Here is a 24,231-nt window from a genome sequence, read left to right as displayed (position 1 = left end):
TCAGGCAAAACCTAAATTGAATTTGTACTTTTATGGTACATATAATTCAGTTTAGGTTTTTATTTTTTATATAAAATAATAGGAGGAAAAAACCATGGATTATAGTAAAGTGGCAAAAGAGATATTAAGTTTACTTGGAGGAGAAAAGAATATTAAAAGTGCATCACACTGTGCAACTAGACTTAGATTGGTTTTAAATGATGATAAAAAAGCAAATATTAAAGCTATAGAAAAAATTGACGATGTTAAGGGGACATTTAAAAATTCAGGGCAACTCCAAATAATAATAGGTCAAGGAAAAGTTAATAAAGTATATGCAGCTTTTATTGAAGGAACAAATATAAAGGAAGCAAGTTTAAGTGATAATAAAAAAGTAGCTATGTCAAAAATGAATATATTCGAAAGATTTGCACGAATGCTTTCAAATATATTTGTACCGATAATACCAGCCATAGTTGCAAGTGGACTTTTAATGGGTGTTTTAGGACTTTTACAAAATTTCCATTTAGTAAATGATAAAAGTGGTATTTATATAATGTTAAATATGTTCTCAAATGCTGCATTTCAATTTTTACCAATGATAATCGCGTTCAGTGCAGCAAGAGAATTTGATACTAATCCATTTCTAGCAGCAGCTTTAGGTGCAATAATGATTCATCCTGATCTTCAAAATGCATGGACATTAGGTGAAACTGCAACAAAGACAATTTCAATTTTTGGATTACATCTTGGAATGGTTGGATATCAAGGAACAGTTCTTCCTATACTAATTTCGGTATGGTTTATGGGGCATGTAGAAAGAAATCTTAGAAAAATAGTTCCAAATGCGTTAGATATATTATTAACTCCGTTTCTTACATTAATGATAAGTGGCTTTTTTGCAATGATGATAATAGGACCAGTTGGAAGGTTCTTAGGAGATGAACTATCTTTTGGATTACAAGCACTATACAATGCAGCAGGTCCAGTAGCAGGATTTGTATTTGGAGGACTTTATCCATTTATAGTTATTACAGGAATACACCACAGTTTTCAGGCTGTTGAAGCAGGACTTTTAGCTAATCCAGCAATACACAAAAACTTTCTTTTACCAATATGGTCTATGTCAAATGTAGCACAAGGTGGAGCAGCAATAGCAGTTTATTTTATTACAAGAGACAAGAAAGTTAAATCAATAGCACCTACAGCATCATTGTCATGTCTTCTTGGAATAACTGAACCAGCAATTTTTGGTGTTAACTTAAAGTATACAAAACCATTTATAGCTGGTGCAATTGGAGGAGCTTTTGGAGGAGCATATGTTGTATTTATGAAAGTAGCTATGAATGGTATTGGAGTTTCAGGAATACCTGGTTTAGCAATTGTAAGAGCAGGTTTTATGATTAATTATATAATAGGAATGATAATAGCTTTTGGAGTAGCTTTTGGAACAACTTTTTTACTTGGGATAAAGAAAAATGGTGAAGATGAAACTTCTGAAGATGAAACTGATGAGAAAAGTTATAAGCTTTCAAATGAAACTGAAATACTAGCAGCACCAGTTAATGGTAAAGTTATTCCTTTAGAAGATGTTCCAGATCAAACTTTTGCAGACAAACTTCTTGGAAATGGAGCTGCAGTTGATCCAAAGGATGGAGTAGTTGTTTCACCAGTAGATGGAACTGTAGTGCACTTATTTGAAACTAAACATGCTATTGCAATAAAAACAGAGAGTGGACTGGAAATTTTGGTTCACATAGGAATAGATACAGTTAAAATGAACGGAGAAGGTTTTGAGGGTTTTGTAGAAGATGGTGATGTAGTTAAAAAAGGACAAAAGTTAGTTGAATTTAATCTTGAACTCGTAAGGGAAAAAGCGGTATCTCCAATTACTATGGTTATAGTTACTAATTCAGATGACATGAGTTTTGTAGAGACAGAAAAGACCGGAGAAGTTAAAAATGGTGAGGATTTAGTGAAAGTAGGACTTTAATATTACTATGCTGCTCAAAGGTTCTTGTAATTTAAGAAACTTTGAGCAGTCTTATATTATATTAAAATAAATTATGATAATATAAAGTGTAGTAAGATCAAATATTGAAGACAATAAACATATATAAATATAAAAAGTTTAGTTGGTGATTGTATGAATAATAAGGAGTTTTTAGATTTAGTTAAAAAAACTGAAAGTAAATATGAAAAAGAAGTGCAGGATGATTATTACAGACAAAATTATCACCTGATGCCGCCAGTTGGCTTTATGAATGATCCCAATGGGTTTATTGAGTTTAATAATGAGTATCATTTGTTTTATCAGTATAATCCAGTTTATCCTGAGCCTAAAAAAGTATGCTGGGGGCATGTTAAAAGTAAAGACTTAGTAAACTGGAAGAAGCTGCCCGCTGCCTTGGCGCCTATTGATTGGTATGATAGTCATGGTTGTTATTCTGGAAGTGCTGTAAATAATAATGGAACATTTACTTTAATGTATACGGGAAATGTAAAGGATTCAGATGGAAATAGAGAAACATATCAATGCTTGGCTAAGACAGTAGATGGCATGAATTTTGTCAAAGATGAAAAAAATCCAATTATAAATAATCAGCCAAAGGGATATACGAGGCATTTTAGAGATCCGAAATTATGGAAGCATGACGATTTGTGGTATATGGTACTTGGAGCTCAAACGGAATCAGAGAAGGGGACTGCAATAATATACAAATCTAAGGATTTGTATTCGTGGGATAAAATTGGAGAGGTAGCAGGCTCTAATTTGAACGATTTGAGTTTTTTAGGATATATGTGGGAATGTCCAAATTTATTTAGTATAGGGAATAAAGATATACTTTTATTTTGCCCACAAGGTGTTGAAGCTAAAGGGAATCTTTATAATAACATATATCAGTGTGGATATTTAGTGGGAAATTTAGATTATAATACAGGTAAATTAAGTTATGGGAGTTTTAATGAAATTGATAGGGGATTTGAATTTTATGCACCTCAAGTAACTAAAGATAGCAAAGGTAGAATACTTATGGTTGGATGGATGGGCCTTCCTGATGAAGAAAACAGCCCGACTATTAAAAACCGTTGGCTTCACTGCTTAACTATTGCTAGAGAACTTAAGCTTAAAGGTGACAAGATAATTCAAAGTCCTGTAGAAGAGATGAAACTTTTAAGAAAAGAGAAAATAAGCTTTGATGATATAGTTTTAAATAATGCTCAAGAACAGTTTGAAAATGTAAAAGGAGACAGCTATGAACTCCTGTGTGATTTTTCTTATGGGGATGTTCAAAGTTTTGGAGTGAAGTTAAGATGCAGCAAGAATAGACAAGAAGATACTTTGATTTATTATAATGTTATAGAAGAAAAACTCATTTTGGATAGAAGTAAGGATGGCTTTCATGAAACAGGTGTTAGAAAATGTTGCATTGAAGATAATGGGAAATTAAGGCTTCATATATTTATGGATAAATCATCTGTTGAGATATTTGTAAATGAAGGAGAAGAAACTTTCACTTCAAGAATTTATCCACATGAGGGAAGTGAAGATATAATTTTCTTTGCTAAAAGTGGAGAAGTAAAATTAAATATGGAATTTTGGAAAATTTAAATGAATACAATTATAAAAGATCGGAAATTCGTGAGAAGCATATTACTTCTCACGAATTTTTACATTAATGCTATAATTATGTATGGAGGTGTAGCAAATGACTTCTAAAGAGCCATTGTGGCAAAGATATTCGAAACTTAAAAGTGGATATAAAGTTGCTATTTGTTTTGCAATTATTATTGTACTAAGTATTCTATATCAGATAGTAGCTTTCAATCGTACTAGTAGTTTGTATGTTCAGGAAGTCTTGTTTATTTTAGTTCCGATTTTAATATGGAAGTTTGGAGAAAAGAAGCCACTTTACAAGATGGGATTTACAAGTGGAAAAGAATCGCTTAGGCATTTTATAATTGGATTAATTTTAGGAGCAATTTCCATGAGTATTGTTTTTATTATGCTTTTAGCGGTGGGTAATGTTTCAATTTTGGGGAATATACTTAAACCAAATTTAAATGCTAAGTTATTAAGTGATTTAGTACTTTTTATTATGGTTGGATTTGCAGAAGAGACATTTTTTAGAGGGTACTGTCTTAAAAGCATAAGTGAAAGAAATGGGAATTTAAAGGCCATAATTATATCATCCGTATTATTTTCGGTTGTTCATTCACTAAATCCTAATGTAGCACCGTTATTTTTTGTAAACGTAGTTTTAGTTGGAATCCTTTTTTCATATATGGCATTGAAGTTTAGTATATGGTTTTCCATAGGTTTTCATGCTATGTGGGACTACTTTGAGGGAAACATATGGGGACTACCTGATAGCGGCATAGTTGTCAAAGGAATGTACAGTGTAAAATTTATTAAAAATAATATTATTAATGGAGGGTTAGTGGGTCCAGAAGGTGGTCTTGTAGTAACTCTTGTTCTTTTAGTATGCATTTTGATTGTGCTTGGAGTAAAACAAGGGAAAAATTTTTGTGCCTACTGAATTTTGTAATTTAGATTTTCGGTAGCGTTAGGGGAAGAAAATCTTCCTTGCTTTTATTTTAAGCGAAGTAACAATGCTGAAGGAACGATTTAAAAAAATTCTAATAAATCTTGATGAAAAAATCGTAAAATACTTAGATATTTCAATTTGCCTGAACGTTAGTGAGTTATTGAAGTATCTTAGGATTTTACGACTTTTTTATCTTAGATTTATAGGATTTTTTTAATGTGATGAAGCATTGTTACTTCACAACCTTGCTTTTACTCTCTATGCGAAGGAACAGTATTGGGAAACTGTTTAAATAAAACTCAATAAGACTTTGCCATAAATAATGAAAAGACTTAGATATTTTAATTTGTTTGAGCCGATAGGCGAGTTATTAAAATATCTTAGTATTTTCATTATTTGGGGCTTAGTCTTATGAGCTTTATTTAATGTTTCAAAATACTGTTCCTAAGCATCTAGGGATTTGTTTTTTCTTAATATAGTTATTATAATAACAGCGATAATTCCACCTATTAAGGCTGTTATAAGTTGAGGCGTAGTCATAGATTTTAGGAGAATTTTATTGAACATTTGTCCTTTTTGACCTGAGGGTCCTATGTGTAGCATTTTAACTACTTTTGTAGCCGATAAATCTAAGAATAAGAATTTTACAATAGAAGCAATTATAATACCTATATAACTGAATATTATATTTTTATTCTTAAGTAAGCCAAAGCAAAGTACATATAAAGCATTTCCAATCATTATAAAAGGTATAAATGGTCCAAGTATTGGATTAAGCTGACCAAGTACAAAAGCCAGTAGGGGAGTAAATACACCAACCATTATTCCGTATCCAGTACCTGCGATAAAAGCGGCTAAAATTAAAATAGCATTTACAGCTGGACCAACAAAAACTTGGCTATCCGGAAAACTCTTACCTATAAATTGAAATACAATTGCGATTGCGAGCAGTAAGGCAGCTCGTACTAAATTTTTAGTGTTTTGTTTCATTATTAAACCTCCTATGGTATTATTTGAGAATCAATATCATTGATTAAGTCCACTAACAATTATAACAGTTAATCAAACATTTTCAAATATATAATACTATAATGTGTTTACAAATATAACTTAAATTGATTTGATGATAAATGTATTTTAATTTTGGAGAAGTATATGTTCTCTAGAATTTGTTGCTAGACTATGTAATAATTTATTATATGAATAGCTAGCCTATCAGTATAAAGCAATATAAGACAGGATTAATAATGGTTTGGCTTCTATAATTATCTTGAAAGGAAGATGGTAAATGAACTGGATAGGTGATATGAATAATGCACTTTTTTATATCGAAGATAATATTGAAAAGGATATTGATTCTAGTGATATAGCAAAGGTAGCTCATATGTCAAAATTTCATTTCCTTAGAACATTTAAAATTTTAACGGGTATAACTGCTAGCGATTATATACGTGAAAGAAGATTGTCACTTTCAGCTAGAGATGTGATTTCTAGTAAGCTCAAAATAATAGATATAGCGTATAAGTATGGATATGAGACACCAGAAGCATTTACAAAAGCATTTAAAAGGTTACATGGAATTTCCCCGTCTGACGCTAGAAAAAATAGAAAAGTTCTTAAGGCTATCCCACCGTTGTCCTTTCAAATAACTGTAAAGGGAGAAGAAAAAATGAATTATAAAATCGAAGCCAGAAAAAGTTTTAAAATTTCAGGGATATTGAGGCATTTTAACAGTAAAAATGAGGAAAGTTTTAAAAAGATACCTAAGTTTTGGAATGAAATCTGCAAAAATGGTCAGTATGATATCATACAGAAAAATCGGGGTAGTCTTGGTGTTATGGGAGTTTCATTAAATTTTAATGATGAGACACAAGATTTTGACTATGGCATAGCAGTGGAAGGGGATAAGCTTAAAGGTATTGACAATTATAGTGTTATAGAAATACCAGAGTTATCTTTTGCAGTTTTTGAATGTGTTGGACCAATGCCAGATGCCATGCATAAACTTTATAGAAGAATTTTTTCCGAATGGTTTCCTGCTACTAAATATGAGCATGCAGACGGTCCTGAATTTGAAATTTATTTATCAGGTGACATGAGTGCAGATGATTATAAAAGTGAAATTTGGATACCTGTAATTGAAAAAGGTGTGAAGTAACAGTATTTTGAAACAGTTCTTAAAATACTGTTACTTCACAGAGAGTAAAGGCAAGGAAGATTTTCTTCCGCTGACGCTGTGGAAAATCTCAATTAAAAGCTTATATAGAGTTAAGCTTTTAATAACGAAAAACCTATTGAAGATAAATTAGAAGAGTTTCAATAAAATTAAGTATATGAAAAGTTAATGTGTTATAAACTAAAAAATTACAAATATTAAAAAATGGGATTCTAAATGATGGAATTCTATTTTTTTAGATCAAAACTTAATTTGTGTAAATATAAAATAAGTTTAAGGCTTTTGTATAAATCTATTTTATTATATTACAAATTGTAAAATATGGTACTATGTATACATAGATAAATTAACTGTTATGTAGAAGGTGAAAATTAGTATGTTTTTACAATTAAATACTATAAGAGATACTACCTTATGGAAGAAATTGAAAAATGGGTTTACAGGAGCAGAAGGCGTTGAGGCAGAAAAGTTAGCAAATAATAGAGCAAATTTGTGATGATGCAGTGAAGAGAATGAAAGGCTTTAGACAATTACATACACAATATACTCTTCATGACGAAGTACATTTACTTAATGTTACAGAGATTATGACTTACTTAGTATCAGAGGATGTTATAAATGAACTTAATCCAGCTGAAATTTCATTGTTAATATTATCAGCTTTTTTTCATGATCAAGGAATGGTACTTGATGAAGAGAAGATGAAAGAATTAAAGCATGATGATAACTTTAAATTGTTTAAGGAAAATTGGATATTAAATCATCATAATTTTTCAGATATAAAACAAAGAATTAGTGACTTAAATGTTAGTGATGATGCAAGAGAAAGATGTATGCAATTATATAATGAATTACGAAGTGCATTGTTAACAGATTATATTAGGATAAATCATGGTGAAGAATCAAAAAAATATATATGCTCAAATTATTCCAGAACTTATACGATACGACATGAAATGCATTCATCCCATTTATCAAAGAGTTCCATTGCAATTTATGGATTGGATAGATAGTGAATTAGCACGAGCACATGATTTAGGGTTTTCGTTATCTAGAGATGAAATTGTAAAACTATTAATGACTGATAGTTTATATGAATCTTCATCAATTTGCATAAGGGAATTATTACAAAATTCATTGGATACATTAAGATATAGAAAATCTGTATTTAAAAGGGATATAGAAACTGATTGGATTAAAGGGAAAGCAGTGTTTAAGCATACACTAGATGAATATAATCGAGAAGTAGTAATATGTATTAGAAAATGAAGAAGCATTGTGGAAAAAGAGGACAAAAGATTTTCTTAAATGGGCAGAAACAAAACCTTCTAACTTAAATAATAAATATTAAATGGTAGCAGGTATTTTTTGTTTTTAATTATAGCCGTGTTGATGAAATTCGATGAGATATTTTTATATTTAGAATATCATAGATTTTACATGTGGTTCCTGAAAGCTTATATCTATAGTAGAAAAAAGGAAAAATTCAATATAAAACAGGAACGGGTTTGACAACCATAACTATAATATATTGCAGGCATGTTCAAAGTGGGCAATAGTAGTTTAGACATTATTTTGATTATAAAACTGCACGTTTCACAATATTGGAATACATAGAAGCTTGGTGATAATAGAAGATTACATGGAAGTATTGGATATACAACTTTTTTGGAAAGGTGGAGAGCTATCAAAAATAATGGCATAAAAAGTTATACCTTTTGTGTCTAAAATATTGGCATTGATACACTTGTGATTCTGTGGCATTCTAAAATTCCGTAGGAACGGAGGAATTTTTTCCTTGATTTACCCTTTAAATTGGGTAACAGTGCTGAGGGAACTATTTAAAAAAATGCTAATAAATCTTGGTAAAAAAATCGTAAAATACTTAGAGTTTTGAATTTGTTTGAACGTTAGTGAGTTATTCAAAACTCTTAGTATTTCACGATTTTTTTACCTTAGATTTATAGCATTTTTTTAATGTTCCCTCAGTACTGCTACTCAATTTTAGCTAAAGACATTTCCTTTAAAGCCATTACCATGAACCTCAGAAATATCAAGTATAGACATGAATGAAGATTCATCTGTATTTCTTACTATTCTTTTTAGCAGTGGGAGCTGTTGAGTTGTAACAACACAGTATAAAACTTTTTTATCTATTTTAGTGTAAGCACCTTCACCATATAGAAATGTCACTCCTCTATTTACGTGTTTCATTATATTAACGCTTAGCTCTTCTTCTTTATTTGTTATTATCATAACGAGTTTTTGCTTGTTAAAACCAATCAAAACCTTATCTGTTATAAAATAAGCTATGTAAATAGAAAAAAGGGTATATAAGGCACTTGAAATTCCGAAGAAAATTGCTCCAAAAGTAATAATGACTATGTTTATTACAAAGGAACTTGTTCCAAATTCAAAATTCTCATGTTTCTTTTTAATTGCTGCGGCAACAATATCAAGACCTCCCATGGAACCATAGTTGCTTAAAACTATACCAGTACCAAGTCCATTTAAAACTCCGCCATATACACATAAAAGAATAGGATCATTTATACTTAATAAATTTTTGAATGGTGCGGTTAAATTAAAAGCAATGGAGAATGTAAGGGTTCCAAGAACAGTCATTATAGTAAATCTTTTTCCCATTACTTTATAGCTTAAAAGAAAGAGTGGTAGATTCATTAGTAAATATGATATACCAGCAGGTATTTTAAATAAATATTGAAGTATAAGTGCTATACCAGATACACCAGGACTTAAAAGGTGCGCATGAACAAGAAAAAGATTTAGACCAATAGAAGAAAGGAAACAGCCGAGTATTGTATAAAGTACGTTTAAAGTGGTTTGCTTTGTGATTTTTATTTTAGTATCTTCAGACATTCTATTCACCTCATTATATTATTCATAAGGACTATGTATTTAAAATAATATTTATATATTATAGTATGTGAAAAAATTAGGAATAAAATTCTAAAAGAGTAAAAGAACAAAAAAATGCCACATGAACAATCATGTGACACAGGGGAGTAGGGTTATTATTGTGATAATAAATTAAAAGTTAATTTGTTATCAACAAAATTCGACTTAACTTACATTTTTATTTTAGCAATTAATTGTATTAAAGTCAAGAAAAATTGATGTTCTTTATACCATAATATTGTCATTAATAGTAGAATTATAATATAGACTGGAGGTAGGCTTATATGCTATAATCAAGATGGTTTATATACAATAAAAGATATGAGAAAAGGGGTAGATTGATTATGGCGTCAGGTGAGTTTCAAAATGTACTCATTAAAGATGTAATTGACATTGATTTCTTACAAAGTTTTCAAGATAATTTTTCAGAGAGTATGGGGATTGCGGCAGTAACTGTAGATAATGATGGTAAGCCAGTCACTAGACCTAGCAATTATATGGGATTTTGTAATATGATTCAAAGTACAACTGAAGGAAAAAATAGATGTGCATCTTCACATAGAATGGGTGGGGAGGAAGCAGTAAGGACGGGAAAACCATATATATATACTTGTAAATCAGGATTAATTGATTTTGCTGCGCCTATAATAATTGGTGGACAGCATATTGGAACTGTTTTAGGTGGACAACTTGTAAATTCAAAAAAGGACAAAGAAAAGACATTGCAGATTTTGAATAATTTAGGTGAGGATGAAAGCAAATATTCAAATGAATTGGAAAAGATAACCATTATAGAAGAAAGAAGAGTTACAGCAGCAGCAGAAGTATTATTTAATGTAACCAATACATTAGGACTAGTAGGATACCAAAAATTAAAATTAGGTACTGCAACGGGTACGTTTGTTGATAATTTTAGTCAAATTTCTGCAGCAATGGAGGAGTTAGCAGCTTCTTCCATGGATGTAACGCAAAATCAAGAGACACTTAATAAGGAAATTTTGAATGTAAAAGATGTTGCAAATGAAATAAATAGTATTTTAGCAGAAATCAAAAGTATAGCAGATCAAAGTAAAATGTTAGGCTTAAATGCTGCAATAGAGGCTGCACGTGCAGGAGATCTTGGGAAGGGTTTCGGAGTAGTTGCAGCTGAAATGAGAAAGCTTTCAGAGAGTTCAAAGGAAACAGCAGTTAAGGCGGATAAACTTACTGGGGAGATAGTAAAATCTGTAGACAAAACTTTAGAAGTTTCAGGTGCAACAGTGAATACTACATCACAGCAGGCAGCTGCTATAGAAGAAACGAATGCAAGTATTGAAGAAGTTACAAGTATGGCTGATGAATTAAGAAATTTAGCATTATAAATTATAAATAAAATGGCTACCGCATTTAATTTAATGCAGTAGCCATTTTGGAGTTTATGATATTAAAGTATTGAATTTCAAATAAATATTAAAAGACCTGCATAATGATAAAAAATCATCATGCAGGTCTCGGTTTGTATATCTTAAATTATTTCATGTTTTTAAAATCAGAAAGTTCACTTTCAAGTTTTTTTGAAAGATCTTCAAGTTTTACTGAAAAATCTGATACGTTTTTCATAGCTGCTAATTGTTCCTCTGCACTTGCGGCTACTTCTTGAGTTGATGCAGAAGTATCATCTGCTTTTGATGATATATCAGATATAATCGATGTAAGTTCAGTTTTTTCACCATCCATTTCCATGTTTGCAGATTTAATTTCTCCTACTACTGCATTCATTTCAAATAAGACATCTGAAATATCATTAAATATTTTTTTAGTGTCAATAGAAGAATTGTGCTCAGCTGCAACTATGTTAGAAGCTTCAGAAATTGCAGTAACGGCTTCACCTGAATGAAGCTGTATTTCATTTATTAGAGCCTCAATTTTACCTATGGATTCGGTAACTTCTTCTGCCAGTTTTTTAACTTCTTCTGCAACAACGGAAAATCCTTTTCCTGATTCACCAGCACGGGCAGCTTCAATAGCTGCATTTAACGCTAATAAATTTGTTTGCTCTGCTATTTCAGAGACAGTTTTCGTTATAGTACCTATATCATTTGAATTTTGATTTACCTTTGAAACAATATCACTAACTCTTGATGTTGATTCAAGAGCTTTTTGAGATTGATCATTAAGAATATTTATAGTCTTTAACCCATTATTTATGAGTTCATTAAATGAATCAGCTTCAGTATTCATTACTTCAGTACCACTTAATACTCTATTTATTTTGTCTGATAAAGAATTTGCTTTATTGTAACATTCTTCAGCATTTTTTGCTTGTACAGAGGCGGCTCTTGCAATTCCGTCAGTAGCTAAGGCTATATCTGAAGCGGATTTGTCTGCTTTATCTATTAGATTTTTAAGTGATACAGAGGTATCTAAAACTGTTTTGGATGAATATCTTATTTCAGCTATAAGTTTTTGAATTTTATTAGTAGTTGATATAAAAATATCTGATAAATCTTTAGCAGGGCCTTTTAATTGTAATTTTTTTACGGCGTCACTGGAAAAATTGCCATTGACAATTTCTTTAAAAATGTTTCTTAAATTATCCAAATTGTTTGAAATCATTTTGTACGACATAAGAGAGAGAATGTAGAATACTATACAGAGAACGATAGTAGCTATTATTATTATGTTTCTTATAGAAGAAAGCTGAGAACTGGTATTACTACCAGATTTTAAAATGCTAGAGCATGCTGTGTATAGGATTACACCATATACACAAAATATAATTACAATAGATGATATAGCTAATGATATAAATCTTGCTTTTAAATTAGAAGATATCTTTAAATTTGACTTTGAATCCATAATAAACACCACCTAAAAGTTAATCTTAAGTTAAAAATATTAAACTAGTAAACAAACACTTTGACTTGATATTCCTTCACCAGTTCCTGTAAATCCGAGACCTTCTTCTGTTGTAGCTTTTATATTTATATTGTTTAGACTAATGTTTAATATATTACTTATATTTGCTCTCATTTCTTCTATATAGGGTGAAAGTTTTGGACTTTGAGCTATTATTACAGAATCAATATTGCCAACTGTATACCCCTTATTGTTAATAATAGTACTAACTTTTTCTAATAGCTTTAGACTTGAAATTCCCTCGTACTTTTCATCAGTGTCAGGAAAAAATTTCCCTATGTCTCCAAGCCCTGCAGCGCCTAAAATACTGTCCATTATAGCATGGATAAGTACATCAGCATCCGAATGACCTAATAATCCTTTGGAATAGGGAATTTTAACACCACCTAAAATTAATTTTCTGTTTGCTACTAATTTGTGAACGTCGTAACCAATGCCGATTCTCATGTACAATTCTCCTTTGTAAGATTAAATATGATATAAACCTATAATAATATTATAGATATATTTTTGCAAAAAAGAAATAGTTTTAAAAAAAATCACTTCATATTTAATAATGAAGTGATTTTTTTATTAAAGTATACGTCTATTTCTATTATCAAAATTACCGCCGTCATTTTTTGGATTCGTATTAGATTTATTAAATTTAAAGGCAGATTTTAAAATATTTAATATATTATAAATCAAGTTTAGATGATTCCTTTTTCTACATCTCCTTGAAAAGTCTACATATATAACATTCTTTTTCATACTATCCACCTACCCTTTAAGATATCGTTTTCATTTTCTATATTTTAAGTATAACATATGATTTCACAATTGTTAATAGACTTTAAATAGTAATTAAAAGGTTTTCATTAATTTTACAACTTATATCTTGTAGTATTGCAAAATTAATACTTATTAAATGACTTTCATAATGATATAATTAGTAATCATAATAAAAAATATTATATTCGCAAAAATGCTTTGAAGAAAAATGAAATGTTTTATTTAAAAATGTTTTATGTTTTTATTTATTAGAAGTAATATTATATATAAGAATTTATTAATAAACATTGAAAGGATGAATAGGTTGAACAAAATAAAGAAAATTCTACTGATTATAGTTACTATAATAGTAATATTAATTTGTCTTTATGTAGTAAAAAATTATTATAAAAACTATAAAAATGTTGCATATAGTAAGGAAATTACAAGTGAGAAAGTAAAGAAAACATTGAATAACAGCAAAGAAATTCCGGTACTTATGTACCATTCGATAAACAGTGATAGTAGTACTAACTTAATGAAAGTCAACGTAAAGCAGTTTGACGAGCAAATGAAATATTTAAAAGACAATAAATATAATACTCTTACAGCAGATGAATTTTATGATTGTATTGTGAATAATAAGAAGGTACCAGATAAATCTGTTTTTTTAACTTTTGATGATGGATACCAAGATCATTATGAAAATGTATACCATATACTGAAGAAATATAATATGCATGCAACTATGTTTATTATAACTGGTTATTTGGACAAGGGTACATATTATCTTAAGTCCAGTGAGCTTAAGGAAATGAGCGATAATGGAATAGATATAGAAAGTCATACCGTTGATCATCCTCAGTTGGACAAGCTCAGCTATGACAAGCAATTTAGTGAATTGCAGCAGTCTAAGAGTAAATTGGAAGGTATATGTAAAAAGTCGGTAAGATTTATTGCATATCCTTATGGTTCATATAATATTAATACAATTAAAGCAGCTAAATCTTTAGATTATATAATGGGGTTTACAACCAAAGGAAAATGGGCAAGTTTAAACAAGGGCGTATATGCAATGAATAGAATATATATATTTCCACAATATGATTTGAATAATTTTAAAGATAGGATAGATAATCCTAATTATAATAATTTTGTACATCCAATTAATACAATCAAAGAGGCATATTATAGTATACCAGGAATGTAACTACAAGTGTATTAAATATATAAATCGAGTAATAATATACAAAATGACCATAATATGCAATATATTAAAAATATTTTTTATATAAAAAGTACGACAGATATTAAATTTAAACGACAATATGCAACAATACAGTACTTGAAATTTTTGCGATAATATTTATTTGTATGTATGTGTAAAAGATTATGTCATATTTTGAAAAATAGTTATTATTGTATTTTATTACAAATAGTACGATAATAATTATTGTTCGTAGTACATAAAGGGGAAAGTGAAGTTTATGAGTTATTTATTCGAAAACCTATATACAAATGAGGAAAAAATATATGTAGAAGTATCTAAGCTCTTTGATAAGTATAAAATTAGCTTTAAAAGTAGAAATAAAGAAAATTGGATTGAATTTATAAGGAGAATTGATGAATTATTATCAGAAGAAAAAGAAAATAAAGATAATAAGCTAATTCTTAAATTAGTAAATTATATTATTAATAGTAACTTTTCTTATGATTCAATTTTTAAGAAAATGAAGTGCATAGAAAACGCATATATAAATTATACTGTTAAAAATATTGGAAATTTAAAATGCATTTCAGAGACTTTAGTATTATTGAACAATTTTTTCTACGATATAGAAAAATCTATTATTGAGAATAAAAAATATTGTTTGAATAAAATAAATTTTAAATCTATGCGTGAAAATTTAAGTACATTAGTTGATAATATTCCATTAATAATGATTATTGAGGATGAAAATGGAGAATGTATTAAAATTAATAAGGCTGCAAGGAAGTTTTATGGCTTAAAAAGTGTTAACGATAAACTAAATTATTCTAATAATGATAAAATTAATATTACTCAAGATAATTACGAGGAAATAGTAGTTAAAGATAATAAAAAGCTTTTTTTTGATGTAATAAGAATTCCGATGACTTTACAAGATGGACAAAAGATCGTTGTTTTAATTAAAAATGATATTACCCTCAGTGTAGAAGCAAGGCATGAAAATGTTGACATGATGCTTAAAAGCATTTTTGAAGAAATGTCTCAGTTTATCTTTATGCATGATAATGGAAAGATATTATATGCTAATAAGGTGTTATTAGATTTTCTTGGGTTTAATAATATGGAAGATATTAGAGGAAAAAATTATAATGATTTTATAAGTATAAAATATGGGATGGATAATAAGAACAAAAAGTATGTAGGACATGCAGTCATGGCTAGAAGAAAGGATAACAAGGAACTTGATGTAAAATTAATAGATAAAAGAATTTCATGTGGCAAAGATAAAATGGATTTAGTTATAGCATGTTATGAGAATGAAATTTCAGAATTAAAAAGTAAAATGGATAAAAAGAATGATGTACTTAATAAAGTTTTATATTATAGTAATGCTAAGACACAATTTATGGGAACTATATCTCATGAATTAAGGACACCACTTAATATAATTTTAAGTGCACTTCAAGTTATTGATTTATATGCCAATTATGGCGATCTTGAGGAAAGATGTAAGGTCTATGAAAAATATTCTGTTGTTATGAAACAAAATAGCTATAGATTATTAAAGATGGTAAATAATTTTATGGATATTACTCAAATAGAAGATGGTACAAGTAAACTTAATTTTATTCAAGGGAATATAGTCAGTATTATTGAAGATGTTACTCTAGCGGTGGAAGCATTTTTGAGGGATAAAGGAAAAAATATAATATTTGATACTGATGTTGAAGACAAAATAATGATTTTTGATAAGGAAAAAATAGAGAGAATAATATTGAACCTTTTATCAAATGCAGTAAAGTTTACAGGAAAAGATGCTCATATTAAAGTTAAGGTTCATGATTTAGGAGAAAATATACAGATATCGGTTATAGATGATGGTATGGGTATACCTGAAGACAAAAAGAAGATGATTTTTGAAAGATTTTTTCAACTTGACAAAACTTTTACGCGTAAAAATGAGGGAAGCGGTATAGGTTTATCTATAGTTAAGATTTTAGTTGAACTTCATGATGGAACCATAGATGTTAAAAGTAAGGTTGGAAGTGGAAGTGAATTTATTATAAAACTTCCTGTTAGAAAATCAAAAGATTGGAAGAAAGATTATTCTGACAATCTTATAAGAATGTCAAGTAAAGACAAGGTGGATATGGAATTTTCAGATTTGTTAATATAGAGAAAGAGTATAAAGAAAAATAGGAATTGTTATGTTAAACAATTCCTATTTTTTAGTTGAATTTTTTATTTATTTTTTCTTTTGGAAGTTCTATTAAAAAAGGTGCTGCAAATTCAAAAATTTTTTCATGACCGCATTTTTTGCAAGCGCATTCACATATATCGTAAGGTTCATTATTTATAAAACATATTCCTTCTTCTGAAGCTTCATAGTTTCCTCCGCAAATTTCACAAGGTGTGTTATCTATTATTGAGTATTCGCTTTCAACATATTTCATTATATCGTTTATTATCATTTTAGGTTCCCCCCTAGTTGCAAGTTCATAATTAAATGTTAGCACGAGGACGAAGCAAATTCAATAAGTTAGCAGCAATTATTATTTCCTTATAAGGTTATTATATTATGTATTAAATAAAGTTTGTCTAAAATGTTATTGGATGCTGTATTTTGAACTTTTACATGGTATAATGTGTTTGATATTTTTAAGCAAAGGAGATGAATTAATGCAAGTAGTGATCTTGACTGATTCAAGTTGTGATTTGCCAATTGGACTTATAAAGGATAGTAATGTAGAAGTAATAGGATTAATGTGTAATTTTAATAATAAACAGTATGAAGATGATTTGGGACAAACACTTCCGTATAAAGAATTCTATGATGGTATAAGAAATGGAGAAATACCAACTACATCTCAGGTAAATGTATATAGATTTTATAAAAAATTTGAGAAACTTATTAAAGAAGAAAAGGCTGTTATTTATATAGGATTTGATTCTAGGATAAGTGGAACTTTAAATAGCGCATTTATTGCAAGACAGCAGATAATTGAGAAATATAAGAATGCAGACATAACTGTTATAGATACCAAATGTGCAAGCATTGGTGAAGGTCTTTTGGTATATGAAGCTTTAAATGTGCTAAAGAATGGGAAAAGTAAGGAAGAAATTGTCCAAGAAATAGAGGATATTAGTCATAAAATGAATCATTGGTTTATAGTTGAAAATTTGTTTTATCTCAAAAGAGGGGGAAGACTTTCATCTACCAAGGCAGTTGTGGGAACTATACTTAATATGAAACCTATTATATTTATAAATGATGATGGAGAACTTATAAATGTATGTAATATAAGAGGTAGAAAAAAAGCTATAAGGTATCTTGCTAGTAGATTTAACGAGATGCATGGTTTTGAAAATAAGGTTATAGGAATAAGCCATGGTGATTGCGTGGAAGATGCAGAGTACCTTGCTGAAATTATGAAAAGTGAATTTGGAGTGAAAAAAGTACTAATAAATTATGTTGGACCTGTAATAGGATCTCACGTTGGTGCAGGTATGCTTTCATTGTGTTTTCTAGCTAAAAATGATAGAAATATTTGATTAACTTCAAAAAAATATTGACTCCCGAACAGATGTTCTATATAATTATTATAGAACATCTGTTCGGGAAATTTGTATTTTATTTGGAGGATGAAAACATGGATAAAAATAATATATTTTTGAGAATAAGTTATTCAGCTGAAGAAATAAAAGATATGTGCGATAATCAATTTGCTGTGGATATTAAAAATAAAAAGACAAGAATTAGAAACCATAAATCTGAATCTAAAAAATACTTAATTGCCGGAGGTGTTTATAATAGAAAAGGCGGAACAGTGTTTTTTAGTGTTAAAAATATGAATGATATTGGGAAAGTTACAACAACTGACAAACCTTTTGTGAAAAATTGCTTTATGAAATATGATGTATATATAATTCCTGAGTCTTTATAATAAAAGTAGGATGAATTAAAAATAGATTCATCCTACTAGTAATATTTAAAAGGCTAAATTTTTGCTCGGCCTATATTTATGTTGTTTACCACATCTTTAATTCCAAAAGTTTTAGCAGCTTCATTTATAGCTAATTTCTTATCATCAATAGTGTCCACTTCACCTAAAAGAAGCGCAGAACCTCCATTGACTTTTCCGGTGATGCCATTTATCTTTTCAGAGTGTTCGCATTTTCTTAGATTTTTATTTAAAACTTCTGTGAGCTCCTTGTCAGAAAAATTCCCATCCATACTTATAGTTATGTCATTTTCAATATTCTTAACTCCCTGGACTTTTTTGCAAATTTCTTCTGCTTTAAATTTTTCTGCTAGAACATTAACGCAGCCACTTAAAAATACATTATTATCTTGTACGTTAACGTGTATATCCTGTGAAGTGTCTTTCATGCTATCATCTATTAAGCTTTTTATTGAACAAGATATAGAATCATCAGAAGCAACCATTAGGATACCTTCTTTCATTTTTTTTATTAGCTTACCTACATTATTATTTTGTCCATATATAGAGCATAATATATTATTAAAAGTGCTCTTATTATTCTATAAAAATACTGTTAAGGTAAAGTTAATCTTACAAATTTTGTGATATAATTTTGTTATATAATTTAAAAATGTAAAGGAGACAAAATGGAAAAATTAAAATCGAATACAGCAGGAAATTTATTTATAATATTTGGCATAATTAATATTTTATATTTTTTAGTATGTACAATTACTTATAGAATGTACATAAATTTTACTGGATTTTTTGTTGCTTTAGGAGTTGTTTTCATATTATTAGGGCTTATTTATAAAAAATGTAAATTTAAAAAAGCATATTATGTTTTTAGAGTAATACTTTGCTTAATTTTATGTGTCTTTGTTTTTACGGAAGCAATTTTGGCTTACAATGGAAAAATAGAGTATAAAGGAAAGTTAGATTATATAGTGGTTTTGGGGGCTGGACTTAGGGGAAAAACAATGCTTTCAACACAATATCAAAGGGCTCAAAGAGCGATGGAGTACGTTAAAGATAATCCTGATATTAAAATTGTAGTTTCTGGAGGCAAAGGATCTGGAGAATCTATAACTGAAGCTGAATCTATGAAAGAGTATTTTTTAAATAAGGGCGTAAAAAATGAAAATATAATAGTAGAAGACAAGTCTAAAAATACTTTCCAAAATTTAAAGAACACTAAAAACATTTTGGACAAGATTTCTAATGGGAAAAACATAAAAGTAGGGGTAGTTACAAGCAATTTTCATATGACACGTGCTAAGCTTTTAGGTAAGAGAGTAGGCTTAAAGCTATATGGTATTCCCGCACCTATAAAGATACTAGTAATACCTCAGTGCTATGTGAGAGAATTTTTTGCCATATATAAGTCTTTGATTTTTGATAGATGAGGGAATTAACATTGATTCGTAACATTAAAAAAGCTCTATAAATCTAAGGCGAAAAAATAATAAAATACTAAGATATTTCAATAACTCGCTGAGAAAATGCTCAGACAAATTGAAATATCTAAGTATTTTATTATTTTTTCACCAAGATTTATTAGAGTTTTTTTAAATTGTTACTTCATCAATGTTAATTCCCTTTTGGGTAAATCAAGGAAAAAATTCCTCCGTGTCTACGGAATTTTAGGCGTAAAATTTATCTGATATTTTGTATAGGCATTAAGTAAAAGAAATAATAAAATCCTAAGAGTACTTTTATATGGTTAAGAAGGATAATGATCATAGCTTTTACTCTCTAAATGAAGTAATAGTAGTTTGGAAACGATTTAAATAGAACTCAATAAGACTTGCTTCAAATTGTAAAAAGGCTTAGAACTTTTAATTTGTCTGAGCCGAGAGGCGAGTTATTAAAAGTTCTTAGCCTTTTTACAATTTGGAGCTTAGTCTTATGAGTTTTATTTAATGTTTCAAACTACTGTTACTTCATTTTATCTATTATTTTCAAAAGTTTATGCTTTTTAGGGGAGATATCTGAACCATCAATATCATTTATCTCTGTATTTGTATCAACTTTTAAAGAAGGGGTCTTTGAGGTTACTACAAACTGTGTTGGATAAATGCTCGTATGACCTACTATTAAGTAGCTTACACCAATAGCAATAGAAGCATACAAACCGATATTTCCACCAAATAGTTCTAAAGATATTACAATTGATGATATAGGAACATTTGAGCATGCGGCTAAAAATGATACCATTCCTATTGCAGAATAAAAAACTAAACTTGAATGGGTAAGTTGTGCCCAGACATTCCCAAGGGCTGAACCTATAAATAGCATAGGAGTCAAAATTCCACCGCTTCCACCACTGCCTAGTGTTATAGAGGTTGTCAAAGCTTTTACAAGAAATAATTGAGAAGGAGTCTTAGTTCCCATAACAGCTTTCGTAAAAGTTTCATCTCCTATTCCAAGTGCAGCAGGAGAGTTAGTTATTATGATTAGGGCTATTATTATAAGTCCACCTATTATTCCTTTTAGGGGTGAATAGATTTTTAATTTCCTGAAGAGTTTATCAATAGTTCCTACTAATTTTATAAATAATATAGATGCAATTCCAATTATAAAACTAAAAATAAGGACACCAATAAAGGTTTTTATATGATTTTTAGGGACATACGATATTGGAAATTTCAAAGGCTTATTTCCAATATATAAACCTGTATAATAACTTACAAAAGATGAGATAAGTGATGGCAAAAGAGATATATATGATAACTTTCCTATGTATAGAACTTCACATGCAAATATTGCAGCACCAACAGGGGCGTTAAATACAGAAACAAATCCAGCACTTATACCACATACTACAAGACGTCTTTTATCAGCAATATTCATTTTAAATAAAGAACCTAAAAATGATGATATAGCACCACCTATTTGAGTTGCGGGACCTTCAAGTCCTACAGAACCGCCAAAAATAATTGTTATTAAAGTGGTTATGAGCTTTACAGGTACTACTTTAATATCCATATTACCATTATCTTCATTGACACTTTTTATTGCTTTTTCAGTACCATGTCCTTTTGCAGCGGGTAGTAAATTTATTATAAAGTTGCTTAGAAAGAGACCAAGGGGAAGAAGCAAGTAGTAATAATGAAATTTAAAAGCAAAGCCTGTACTAATATAAATTAGTTTGACAAATAAAGTTGTAAATGCACCGACTACAGCGCCTATTACTACAGACAGAAATATCCACTTTAAAGCACTAGCAATTAAAATGGATTCCTCAGTTATAAATTTTTTAAAATAATAATTCAAATAAATCACCTCATGTTGTAATTACCTATTTTATAGTACAACTTTATTTTGAATACTACAAATTATAATGAAAGAATTGGGTACGTTAAACTTAACATAAAAATGGTACTGCATTGCAGGACAGTGCAGTACCATTATAAAATAGAATATAGATTAATTTATTTTAGGCAGTGACTTTATCTATATTTTTATCCGTTTTATGTGAAAATACTATTTTGAGCAGCACTGGAGTTATTATAGTAGATAGTATTACTACAATTAAAGTAGGTAAAAATACTTCCTCAGAAATTATCTTAGCTTGAAGCCCCATATTAGCAGTTATTATAGCAACTTCTCCCCTTGAAATCATACCAACTCCAATTTGCAGTGCCTCGCTTTTTTTGAATTTAAAGCCTAGAGCAGCACCGCCGCAGCCTACAACTTTTCCTATTACTGCAATTACAAACATAGCTAAAGTTATTAGTAAAGCTTCAGTGTTAAGTCCTTTGATGTTGGCTGATATACCTACTGAAGCAAAGAATATAGGTGATAATAAGGAACCTGATATAACCTTAATTCTTTTTTCAATGTATTCTTTGTGTTTTATAGGTGAAAGTACAAGTCCACATATATATGCACCGGTTATTGCTGCTATTCCCAGTTTTTCAGCGGCAAAAGCACAGATAAGTGCAGCTGCTATAGCAAAAAGTGCAAGTCCTCTCTGTGGTTTGAATTTCTGTGTTAATTTATCAATAGGCTTAGGCAAGAAAAGTATTGCTAAGATTGATACTACACAGAATATAGCTATGTTTATAAAAGTCAATAGAAGCGATGAACTTCCACCAGCTTTAGCGCCACCTGAAGCTGCAAGTACTACTGTAATTAGAATTAGTCCTAAGACATCATCTATTACGGCAGCACCAAGTATATTTATACCAGCGCGTGTGTTTAATTTGCCTAGTTCTGTAAGTGTCTGTACAGAAATACTGACACTTGTCGCTGTAAGTATTACTCCAACAAATAGGTTTTCCCAGAAGTTTGAGAAAAACATATAAGCAGATAAGGTTCCAAGTATTAAAGGAACAATTACGCCTCCACAGGCAATAAAAAATGAAGTTTTACCTGCTTTTTTTAATTCTTCTAAGTTTGTTTCTATACCGGCTAAAAACATTAGAAATATAACTCCCAAATCTGACAGAAGTTTTATATCTGCATTTTGCTGAATAAGGTTTAGAACAACGGGACCTAAAATCACACCGGCTATAAGTTCTCCAAGCACACCAGGCATTTTAAAATGTATGCTGATTAGGGAAGCTATTCTAGTAAAAATTAATATTAATGCAATATTTAATAAGATTTTTTCCAAAACCCACACCTCCAAATAATATTTTGTATGCAAAAAGGGCAGGAAATCCCTTTAAGGAATTTCCCACCCCAGAAATTCAAACGCTCTTGAAACAAAACTGAATTTGTTCAACCGAAATGTTAAAATATTAAAAAAATATTTAATTTATTATCATAATAGCAGATTATTGAGTGAATATCAACATAAATTTACATTTCAATTAAATAATGTTTATGCAAAACAAGCGATTACGCAAACAATACGCGAGATAGTTGACATATATATAAACAAAAAGATATAATGTTTATAATAAAATTAGGAGGAAGATTTTATGGATATTTCACAAATATTTTGGAATTCAAAAGTAGAAGATATAGAAAGAGGATACATATATGATGATAAAAAAGAAGTATACATATGCCTTATATGCGGTAAGACATATGATGATGGGGTAGTATATAGAGAAGGTGAAAAGTTTTATGATGCAAAAAAATATATGAAAATTCATATAAAAGATAGCCATAAGTCGGTTTTTGACTATTTAATAAACATGAGCAAAGTGTATACTGGCATAACGGATATGCAAAAACAGTTTTTAATGCTTTATGAAAATGGTTTATCAGATAAAGAAATAGCAGAAAAGATGATGACAAGTAATTCTACTGTTAGGAATTATAGATTTAAGCTTAAGGAAAAAGAGAAGCAAGCGAAAATTTTTATGGCAATAATGAACATAATTGATGATAAGAAGAATAAAAGTAATAATGATACCTTGATAGCGGTTCATAAAGGTGCTACTATGAATGATGAAAGATTTTTAGTAACGGAGAAGGAAGAAAAGAGTATAATAAAAAATTGTTTCGATAAAAATGGTCATCTTAAGGAAATTCCATCGAAAGAAAAAAAGAAAGTAGTAGTGCTTAAGCATATATCACAAAATTTCAGATATGGCGAACAGTATACTGAGGCGCAGGTTAATCGAACTATTAAAAGGATACATGATGATTATGCTACTATAAGGCGATCGCTTGTTGAGTATGGCTTTATGGACAGAAAAGATGACTGTAGTACATATTGGCTAAAAGAGTGAAGTAATTGTGTTTTGTAACATTAAATTAATTCAATAAATCTAAAGTTGCATTTTTAAAAATCCTAAGAAATTTTAA

The 24,231-nt window shown here is 29.4% G+C and carries 22 protein-coding genes and 1 other annotated feature; of the genes, 13 read left to right on the top strand and 9 right to left on the bottom strand.

Annotated elements, in window-relative coordinates; all coding sequences use genetic code 11:
* Positions 1-94: 94 nt before the first annotated feature.
* The 3 genes from BEE63_RS07635 (at position 95) to BEE63_RS07625 (ending at position 4,520) form a co-directional block, all read left to right on the top strand.
* Positions 95-1,972 carry a sucrose-specific PTS transporter subunit IIBC gene (locus BEE63_RS07635; RefSeq protein WP_066020824.1) on the top strand — a complete coding sequence of 626 codons (1,878 nt, stop codon included), beginning with the start codon at positions 95-97 and terminating at the stop codon, positions 1,970-1,972.
* 153 nt (positions 1,973-2,125) lie between these two features.
* Positions 2,126-3,592, top strand: coding sequence for a glycoside hydrolase family 32 protein (locus BEE63_RS07630; protein WP_066020823.1), 1,467 nt, complete (start codon positions 2,126-2,128; stop codon positions 3,590-3,592).
* Between the two features lie 97 nt (positions 3,593-3,689).
* Positions 3,690-4,520, top strand: coding sequence for a CPBP family intramembrane glutamic endopeptidase (locus BEE63_RS07625; RefSeq protein ID WP_066020822.1), 831 nt, complete (start codon positions 3,690-3,692; stop codon positions 4,518-4,520).
* Between the two features lie 453 nt (positions 4,521-4,973).
* Here the strand turns inward: BEE63_RS07625 and BEE63_RS07620 are convergent, their stop codons facing one another.
* Positions 4,974-5,519 (bottom strand): ECF transporter S component, encoded by a 546-nt coding sequence (locus BEE63_RS07620; protein ID WP_066020821.1) that lies wholly within the window; start codon positions 5,517-5,519, stop codon positions 4,974-4,976.
* A 298-nt stretch (positions 5,520-5,817) separates the two neighbouring features.
* Between BEE63_RS07620 and BEE63_RS07615 the strand changes: the two genes are divergently transcribed.
* From BEE63_RS07615 to BEE63_RS07605, 3 genes are all read left to right on the top strand, one after another.
* Complete coding sequence (locus BEE63_RS07615) at positions 5,818-6,687, top strand: AraC family transcriptional regulator (RefSeq protein ID WP_066020820.1); 870 nt, start codon at positions 5,818-5,820, stop codon at positions 6,685-6,687.
* Positions 6,688-7,217: 530 nt separating this feature from the next.
* On the top strand, positions 7,218-7,718 hold the full coding sequence (locus BEE63_RS07610; protein ID WP_066020819.1) for an HD domain-containing protein: 501 nt from the start codon (positions 7,218-7,220) through the stop codon (positions 7,716-7,718).
* A complete protein-coding gene (locus BEE63_RS07605) occupies positions 7,702-7,974 on the top strand; it encodes a hypothetical protein (RefSeq protein WP_066020818.1) in 273 nt (90 codons plus the stop codon). The genes BEE63_RS07610 and BEE63_RS07605 overlap by 17 nt, the downstream gene beginning before the upstream one ends.
* Positions 7,975-8,709: 735 nt before the next feature.
* On the opposite strand, the gene BEE63_RS07600 is transcribed toward BEE63_RS07605, so the two are convergent.
* The gene (locus BEE63_RS07600; RefSeq protein WP_066020817.1) at positions 8,710-9,585 is read right to left on the bottom strand and encodes a YitT family protein; all 876 of its coding nucleotides are present in this window, start codon (positions 9,583-9,585) and stop codon (positions 8,710-8,712) included.
* 383 nt (positions 9,586-9,968) lie between these two features.
* Between BEE63_RS07600 and BEE63_RS07595 the strand changes: the two genes are divergently transcribed.
* Positions 9,969-10,985 carry a PocR ligand-binding domain-containing protein gene (locus tag BEE63_RS07595; RefSeq protein ID WP_066020816.1) on the top strand — a complete coding sequence of 339 codons (1,017 nt, stop codon included), beginning with the start codon at positions 9,969-9,971 and terminating at the stop codon, positions 10,983-10,985.
* A gap of 148 nt (positions 10,986-11,133) precedes the next feature.
* Here BEE63_RS07595 and BEE63_RS07590 read toward each other — a convergent pair whose 3' ends face one another.
* From BEE63_RS07590 to BEE63_RS21635, 3 genes are all read right to left on the bottom strand, one after another.
* Positions 11,134-12,462, bottom strand: a complete 1,329-nt coding sequence (locus tag BEE63_RS07590) for a methyl-accepting chemotaxis protein (protein WP_066020815.1) — start codon at positions 12,460-12,462, stop codon at positions 11,134-11,136.
* A gap of 39 nt (positions 12,463-12,501) precedes the next feature.
* The gene (gene ispF / locus BEE63_RS07585) at positions 12,502-12,969 is read right to left on the bottom strand and encodes a 2-C-methyl-D-erythritol 2,4-cyclodiphosphate synthase (RefSeq protein WP_066020814.1); all 468 of its coding nucleotides are present in this window, start codon (positions 12,967-12,969) and stop codon (positions 12,502-12,504) included.
* A gap of 126 nt (positions 12,970-13,095) precedes the next feature.
* Complete coding sequence (locus tag BEE63_RS21635) at positions 13,096-13,272, bottom strand: hypothetical protein (protein ID WP_175400837.1); 177 nt, start codon at positions 13,270-13,272, stop codon at positions 13,096-13,098.
* A gap of 325 nt (positions 13,273-13,597) precedes the next feature.
* On the opposite strand from BEE63_RS21635, the gene BEE63_RS07580 reads away from it, so the two are divergent.
* A complete protein-coding gene (locus BEE63_RS07580) occupies positions 13,598-14,482 on the top strand; it encodes a polysaccharide deacetylase family protein (protein WP_066020813.1) in 885 nt (294 codons plus the stop codon).
* 277 nt (positions 14,483-14,759) lie between these two features.
* Complete coding sequence (locus BEE63_RS07575) at positions 14,760-16,658, top strand: sensor histidine kinase (RefSeq protein WP_066020812.1); 1,899 nt, start codon at positions 14,760-14,762, stop codon at positions 16,656-16,658.
* Positions 16,659-16,710: 52 nt separating this feature from the next.
* Here the strand turns inward: BEE63_RS07575 and BEE63_RS07570 are convergent, their stop codons facing one another.
* Complete coding sequence (locus tag BEE63_RS07570) at positions 16,711-16,953, bottom strand: metal-binding protein (RefSeq protein ID WP_066020811.1); 243 nt, start codon at positions 16,951-16,953, stop codon at positions 16,711-16,713.
* Between the two features lie 208 nt (positions 16,954-17,161).
* Between BEE63_RS07570 and BEE63_RS07565 the strand changes: the two genes are divergently transcribed.
* Together BEE63_RS07565 and BEE63_RS07560 are read left to right on the top strand one after the other, a co-directional pair.
* Positions 17,162-18,034 carry a DegV family protein gene (locus BEE63_RS07565; RefSeq protein WP_066020810.1) on the top strand — a complete coding sequence of 291 codons (873 nt, stop codon included), beginning with the start codon at positions 17,162-17,164 and terminating at the stop codon, positions 18,032-18,034.
* 98 nt (positions 18,035-18,132) lie between these two features.
* Positions 18,133-18,426, top strand: coding sequence for a hypothetical protein (locus tag BEE63_RS07560; RefSeq protein ID WP_066020809.1), 294 nt, complete (start codon positions 18,133-18,135; stop codon positions 18,424-18,426).
* A gap of 53 nt (positions 18,427-18,479) precedes the next feature.
* Here BEE63_RS07560 and BEE63_RS07555 read toward each other — a convergent pair whose 3' ends face one another.
* Positions 18,480-18,947 (bottom strand): BON domain-containing protein, encoded by a 468-nt coding sequence (locus BEE63_RS07555; RefSeq protein ID WP_242874729.1) that lies wholly within the window; start codon positions 18,945-18,947, stop codon positions 18,480-18,482.
* A 165-nt stretch (positions 18,948-19,112) separates the two neighbouring features.
* On the opposite strand from BEE63_RS07555, the gene BEE63_RS07550 reads away from it, so the two are divergent.
* Complete coding sequence (locus BEE63_RS07550; RefSeq protein WP_066020807.1) at positions 19,113-19,871, top strand: YdcF family protein; 759 nt, start codon at positions 19,113-19,115, stop codon at positions 19,869-19,871.
* 532 nt (positions 19,872-20,403) lie between these two features.
* Here the strand turns inward: BEE63_RS07550 and BEE63_RS07545 are convergent.
* On the bottom strand, positions 20,404-21,741 hold the full coding sequence (locus BEE63_RS07545) for a chloride channel protein (protein ID WP_066020806.1): 1,338 nt from the start codon (positions 21,739-21,741) through the stop codon (positions 20,404-20,406).
* 163 nt (positions 21,742-21,904) lie between these two features.
* Positions 21,905-23,086 carry a cation:proton antiporter gene (locus BEE63_RS07540; RefSeq protein ID WP_066020805.1) on the bottom strand — a complete coding sequence of 394 codons (1,182 nt, stop codon included), beginning with the start codon at positions 23,084-23,086 and terminating at the stop codon, positions 21,905-21,907.
* A 57-nt stretch (positions 23,087-23,143) separates the two neighbouring features.
* Positions 23,144-23,199, bottom strand: a sequence feature (sodium ion sensor (DUF1646 type); this cis-regulatory element may regulate processes involved in with the transportation of sodium ions).
* Between the two features lie 197 nt (positions 23,200-23,396).
* Here BEE63_RS07540 and BEE63_RS07535 point away from each other — a divergent pair.
* Positions 23,397-24,155: a DUF2087 domain-containing protein gene (locus BEE63_RS07535; RefSeq protein WP_066020804.1), complete on the top strand. Its 759-nt coding sequence runs from the start codon at positions 23,397-23,399 to the stop codon at positions 24,153-24,155.
* The last annotated feature ends 76 nt before the right edge of the window (positions 24,156-24,231 follow it).

This window comes from Clostridium pasteurianum (assembly GCF_001705235.1).
Taxonomy (GTDB): Bacteria; Bacillota; Clostridia; order Clostridiales; family Clostridiaceae; genus Clostridium_S; species Clostridium_S pasteurianum_A.
This window is presented reverse-complemented; position numbering and strand designations above follow the sequence as displayed.